Origin of the sequence: Desulfovibrio sp. 1214_IL3152 (genome assembly GCF_036763055.1) — a bacterium.
Classification (GTDB): Bacteria; Desulfobacterota; Desulfovibrionia; order Desulfovibrionales; family Desulfovibrionaceae; genus Desulfovibrio.
Map to the genome: position 1 here is coordinate 1 of NZ_JBAIYW010000119.1, position 4737 is coordinate 4737.

At 59.9% G+C, this 4737-nt stretch carries 5 protein-coding genes; all 5 read right to left on the reverse strand.

The genetic code is table 11. From position 1 onward, the window contains the following. Positions 1 to 186 (reverse strand): Mur ligase domain-containing protein (locus tag V6C07_RS02445; RefSeq protein ID WP_442886239.1); only part of this gene is annotated, 186 nt, incomplete at its 3' end. After that, positions 177 to 1631 (reverse strand): UDP-N-acetylmuramoyl-L-alanyl-D-glutamate--2,6-diaminopimelate ligase, encoded by a 1455-nt coding sequence (locus V6C07_RS02450; protein WP_333534798.1) that lies wholly within the window; start codon positions 1629 to 1631, stop codon positions 177 to 179. The genes V6C07_RS02450 and V6C07_RS02445, both read right to left, overlap by 10 nt. Positions 1632 to 1825: 194 nt before the next feature. Beyond that, the gene (locus V6C07_RS02455) at positions 1826 to 3955 is read right to left on the reverse strand and encodes a penicillin-binding transpeptidase domain-containing protein (protein WP_333534799.1); all 2130 of its coding nucleotides are present in this window, start codon (positions 3953 to 3955) and stop codon (positions 1826 to 1828) included. A gap of 126 nt (positions 3956 to 4081) precedes the next feature. Further along, the gene (locus V6C07_RS02460) at positions 4082 to 4384 is read right to left on the reverse strand and encodes a hypothetical protein (protein WP_333534800.1); all 303 of its coding nucleotides are present in this window, start codon (positions 4382 to 4384) and stop codon (positions 4082 to 4084) included. After that, positions 4381 to 4737, reverse strand: a 357-nt coding sequence (mraW, locus tag V6C07_RS02465; protein WP_333534801.1) for a 16S rRNA (cytosine(1402)-N(4))-methyltransferase, incomplete at its 5' end; no start/stop codon positions are given. The genes V6C07_RS02460 and mraW, both read right to left, overlap by 4 nt.

Below are 4737 nucleotides of genomic sequence, written 5' to 3' on the forward strand. Positions count from 1 at the left end.
CTGCCCTACGGCCGCTGCGGCAAAATCGTGTCCGTCCACCCTGCTGCCGGGTACACAGACAAAAAGCGCTCCCGGCCCTGCCTCGCGACTGTCAGTCACGGCCGCGGTCAGGACGGCGTTTTCCGCTTCGGGCAAGGTGATGGGCGATCCCAGACAAGTCGCCGCCTCATTTATGGTCAGGCGCACCGGAGTATCTCCCGCACCACTTCCTGATCGCTATAGTGGTGTTTGACGCCCTGAATAATCTGATAATCCTCATGCCCTTTGCCCGCAATAAGCAAAGCGTCCTTTTGGCCGAGCATGCCCAAAGCCCGGGATGTGGCCTGGCGGCGATCAACCTCGACCACCACCTCTCTGGCATTGGCAAGGCCAGGCAAAACATCCTTGAGGATGGCTTCCGGGTCTTCAAAACGCGGATTGTCCGAGGTCAGCACGGCCACGTCCGACCAGCGGGCCACAGCTTCGCCCATGACGGGTCTTTTGCTGCGGTCACGGTTGCCGCCGCAGCCGAAAACCGTGATCACGCGCTCAAAACCGGCATCACGCAAAGCTTTAAGAACATTCTCAAGCGCGTCGGGCGTGTGGGCGTAATCCACAAAAATATTAAGCCCCTGCGGATTTTCTACACGTTCCAGCCTGCCACTGACCCCCGTAAAGCTTTCCAAAGCCTTGAAGGCTTCGGGATCAATACCCATTTCCAGCGCCACGGCCTGCACTGCAAGCAGATTTGAGGCATTGAAGGCCCCCACAAGGGGTGAGCGCAGTTCCCACTGCATATCTTCAAGGCTCATGCGCAGATGGCAGCCTTTTGTGGTGGAAGAAAGCAGTTCTCCCCACAAATGCCGCCTGTTGGGCGCGCCCTTTTGCAGGCCGAAGGAAAGTGCCGTGGGACACAGTTCCAGCAGACGGCGGCCCCAGGCATCGTCGGCATTGACGGCCATTGACTTGTCCGCGCGCGGCAGCTCAAGAAAAAGCCTGGCCTTGGCCTGAAAATAGCTTTCCATATCCCTGTGGTAGTCAAGATGATCCTGACTCAGGTTGGTGAAGGCCGCGCCGGAAAAAGGCACGCCGCACACCCGCTGCTGGTCGATGGCGTGAGAGGAAACCTCCATCACGGCCACACCCACGCCGTCCCGCGCCATGGCGGCCAGCATGGCGTGCACGCTCAGGGCATCGGGCGTGGTCAGGGGAGCCGCCTCAACGTGGCCGGGCCAGCGATAGCTCACCGTTCCCATAACGCCGAGCTTATGCCCTGCCTGGGCAAAAAGACGTTCAAGCAGATAGGTGCAGGTGGTTTTGCCGTTGGTGCCTGTAACACCCACGATACGGATAGGCAAGGTGTCAGTACGCCAGCGGGCCTGCGCCAGCCGCCAGAGCGCCTCGCGCGGATCGGCGTAGTGGACGACTCTGCACCCGGCCGCGGCTGCGGCTGCGGCTTCCTCGCTGTCGGCCCGGCAAACGACAACTCCCGCCCCTGCTTCAACAGCGGCAGGAATAAACTGCGCGCCATCTTCCTTGACGCCGGGCACTGCCACAAAAATATCACCGGGGCATACCTGACGCGAGTCTGCGCGCACCTCTATTTCGCCACGTCCGCACTTATCCAGCAGGGCCGCAAATTCCCGATTCATAACCAACCTCTTTGTAGAGCAATTTCGTTTTAAGCGTGTTGCCTTGCGGCAAGGCAGGCCCGTTTGCGCCAAACCCGCCCAAACCCTTTATTGATGCCGTGCCTTGCAAAAACTCCCGGCCCTCCGGGCTTCTTCACCCGCCATTGCTGCCACCGCTGCTGCGGAATAGCTTCTGCGACGGGCAGCAACCGGCCTTACCGCTCTGAAAGCCAGAGAATATATTCCGTCTTGTTATCTTCTTCGGGCCATACCGCTCCCGGAGCCGGAGTCTGCTTGACCACGCGGCTGCCGGATCCCTTGAGTTCCGGCACAACGCCCGCCCGGGCAAAAAGTTCCACCGCATTGCGCACGGATTTGCCCATAACGTCGGGAACACGGCTGCCCGCCTTAGCCAGGTGTCCGGGCAGACGCATGCCTTCATCCTGCTGTGCGGCGGTTTTTTGAACTTCGTTGACGTACGGCACATCCAGACCGGCCAGCTTCAGGCCGCGTTTGCGCCCCGCAGAGGGAGCAGCGGGACTTGCAGCCACTGCGGCCTTCTTTGCCTCCGGAACAATGCCCGTATACGTCAGTGTGCGGCTGGCTATTTCCTTGAACACCGGAGCCGCCACCACGCCGCCGTACTGATTGCGCGTGGGTTCGTCCACCATGACCAGAATCAGGTAGCGCGGCTTGTCGGCCGGAAAAAAGCCGACAAAAGATGCCAGACGCTTACTGCCATACGTACCGGCCCGATGGTCGGCTTTCTGTGCCGTGCCGGTTTTTCCCGCCGCCTCAATGCCGTCAATGCGGGCGCGCTTGCCTGTGCCGTCGCTTTCTTCAACCACGTCGCGCATCATGCGCATGACCTCGCGCACAGTGGTCTGCGAGAAGACACGCTGCGGAACTTCCTCCACATTGTTGTCATCGCGCGTCAGGCGCAGCGGCTTGTAAACGCCGTTGTTCAGCAGCGTCAGATAGGCCTGGGCCATTTGCAGACCCGTGACGGAAATGCTCTGCCCGAACGATGTGGACATGATGTCCACCTCGCTCCAGTCGCGAGGGATGCGCAAAATGCCCTTGCTGTCGGCCACCGGCACATTGGTGCGCTGCCCGAAACCAAGCGCATGCAAGTATTTGTAAAACGTGGGCGCACCCATCATCAGGCCGATTTTAGCCATGCCGATGTTGGAAGAATAGCGCAGCACCTTGTTGGCGGGCAGCACCCCCTGACGGGAGGTGTCACGAATAGTGAAGTTTTTTGCCACCCACCGGCCGCTTTCGCAATCAATGGCGGTGCTGGTGCTGATTTTCTTTTCCTGAATGGCGGCGGCCATGACAAAAGGTTTGAAGGTTGAGCCAGGCTCAAGGGCGTCGGCCGCCAGACGGTTACGATACACGAGAGGGCTTGTGTCTTTGTAAATATTGGGATTGAAAAATGGGTACTGTGCCCAGGCCACAATTTCTCCCGAAGGCACATCCACCACCAGCGCGCCGCCCCAACGGGCGTCATAGTCACGCACGGCACGCGCCACGGCTTCTTCCACAATGAACTGCATCTGCACGTCGATGGTCAGCGTAAGGTCCTGACCACGCGGTTCGCTCTGCCCTTCTTCATGCAGGTAAAAGCGGCGGCCCATAGCATCGCGCTGCACTATCTGGCGGGTGGGGATGCAGCCCAGACGCGCTTCCATTGAACGCTCAATGCCCTCAAGCCCCTTGTCGTCCAGGCCCACAAAGCCCAACACCTGACCGGCCATATGCTTGAACGGGTAAACGCGGTCGTATTCCTTGGAAAGACCGATGCCTGCCAGATTGGTCTTGCGCACCGCCTCGGCGGTGAAGTCGTCAACCTTGCGCTTTATCCACACAAAACGGCGTTTCGTCTGAGAAAGGTCATTATAAAGCTTCTGCGGCTCGATGCCCAAAATAGGGCCAAGGGTGTTCGCCATGGCCTGAAAATCTTCAATTTCCTGCGGCCGGGCATAAACGGAGCGCGCCTCAATACTGCGGGCCAGCACCTGCCCGTTACGGTCAAAAATCATGCCGCGACGGCCGGTCACCAGCTCCGAGGCCATATGCTGCCGCCGTGCGCGCTCAGCCAGGCGCGGGCCTTCTATCATCTGAAGATACCAGGCGCGGCCCCAAAGGCCCGCCCACAGCAGACAAAAGACAACAACAACCATCCTGATGCGCACACGGCCCCAATCAACCTGCCCGGCCCACGCAAAGCGCGACTTGCCTTCGGGAGCCGGCGTCCGCATGCGATTGGAGACGCGTGTTTTTTTTTCGGCTCTGGGGGCATCTGTATGCCTGTTGGCCTTGCGCGAATTGAATTTGAACATGGCGAGTCCCGATGGCTTCCGGGTTGCCCCGGTTTTTACTGATAGTATTTATGTTGCCGTCTCCGGCCCGCGCATGTCCGGAACGGACGGGTACGGCTCGTCGGAGAGGTTTTATACGCGCAGGGCCTAGTGGCCTTCCATTCGGCGTATCTGCCCCGGCTTCGGCTCACGCATGGAAAATTCCTCGGCGCGGCGGCGCAGCTCATAGGGCGAAAGCAGGCGCTCTCTTTCCACTTCAAGCTTGGCGCGCAGGGCGCGCCGCTCGCGCATGGTGTTCTGCGCGATATTGATGAAATATGTGGTATCCATGCGCTCAATGTTGCTCCATACGAGCACAAGGCCCATGACCATACAGGCCAGCAAACCGAGCACCAGAAACAGCAGCCATCCCCTGCCGCCGCCAGGCTTCGCGGAAAGATTACGCTTCACGAGCCGGAATCCTCGGCAATCTTTTCAACCGCACGCAGCTTTGCGCTGCCCGCGCGGGAATTTGCCGCCAACTCTTCCGGCCCGGCCTGCAAGGGTTTTTTGTACAGAATGCGCACCTCGGGCTGATGCCCGCACACGCAACGGGGAATGTGCCTCGGGCAACGGCAGCCTTCGGCCCAGTGGCGCATGGCCTGCTTGACCATGCGATCCTCAAGCGAATGAAAGGTTATGACCGCCAGACGCCCGCCAATGGGCAACCATGCCAGTATCTGATCCAGAAAACGGCGCAGTTCGCCAAGTTCATCGTTAACAGCCATGCGCAAGGCCTGAAAGGTCCGCGTGGCGGGATGCCG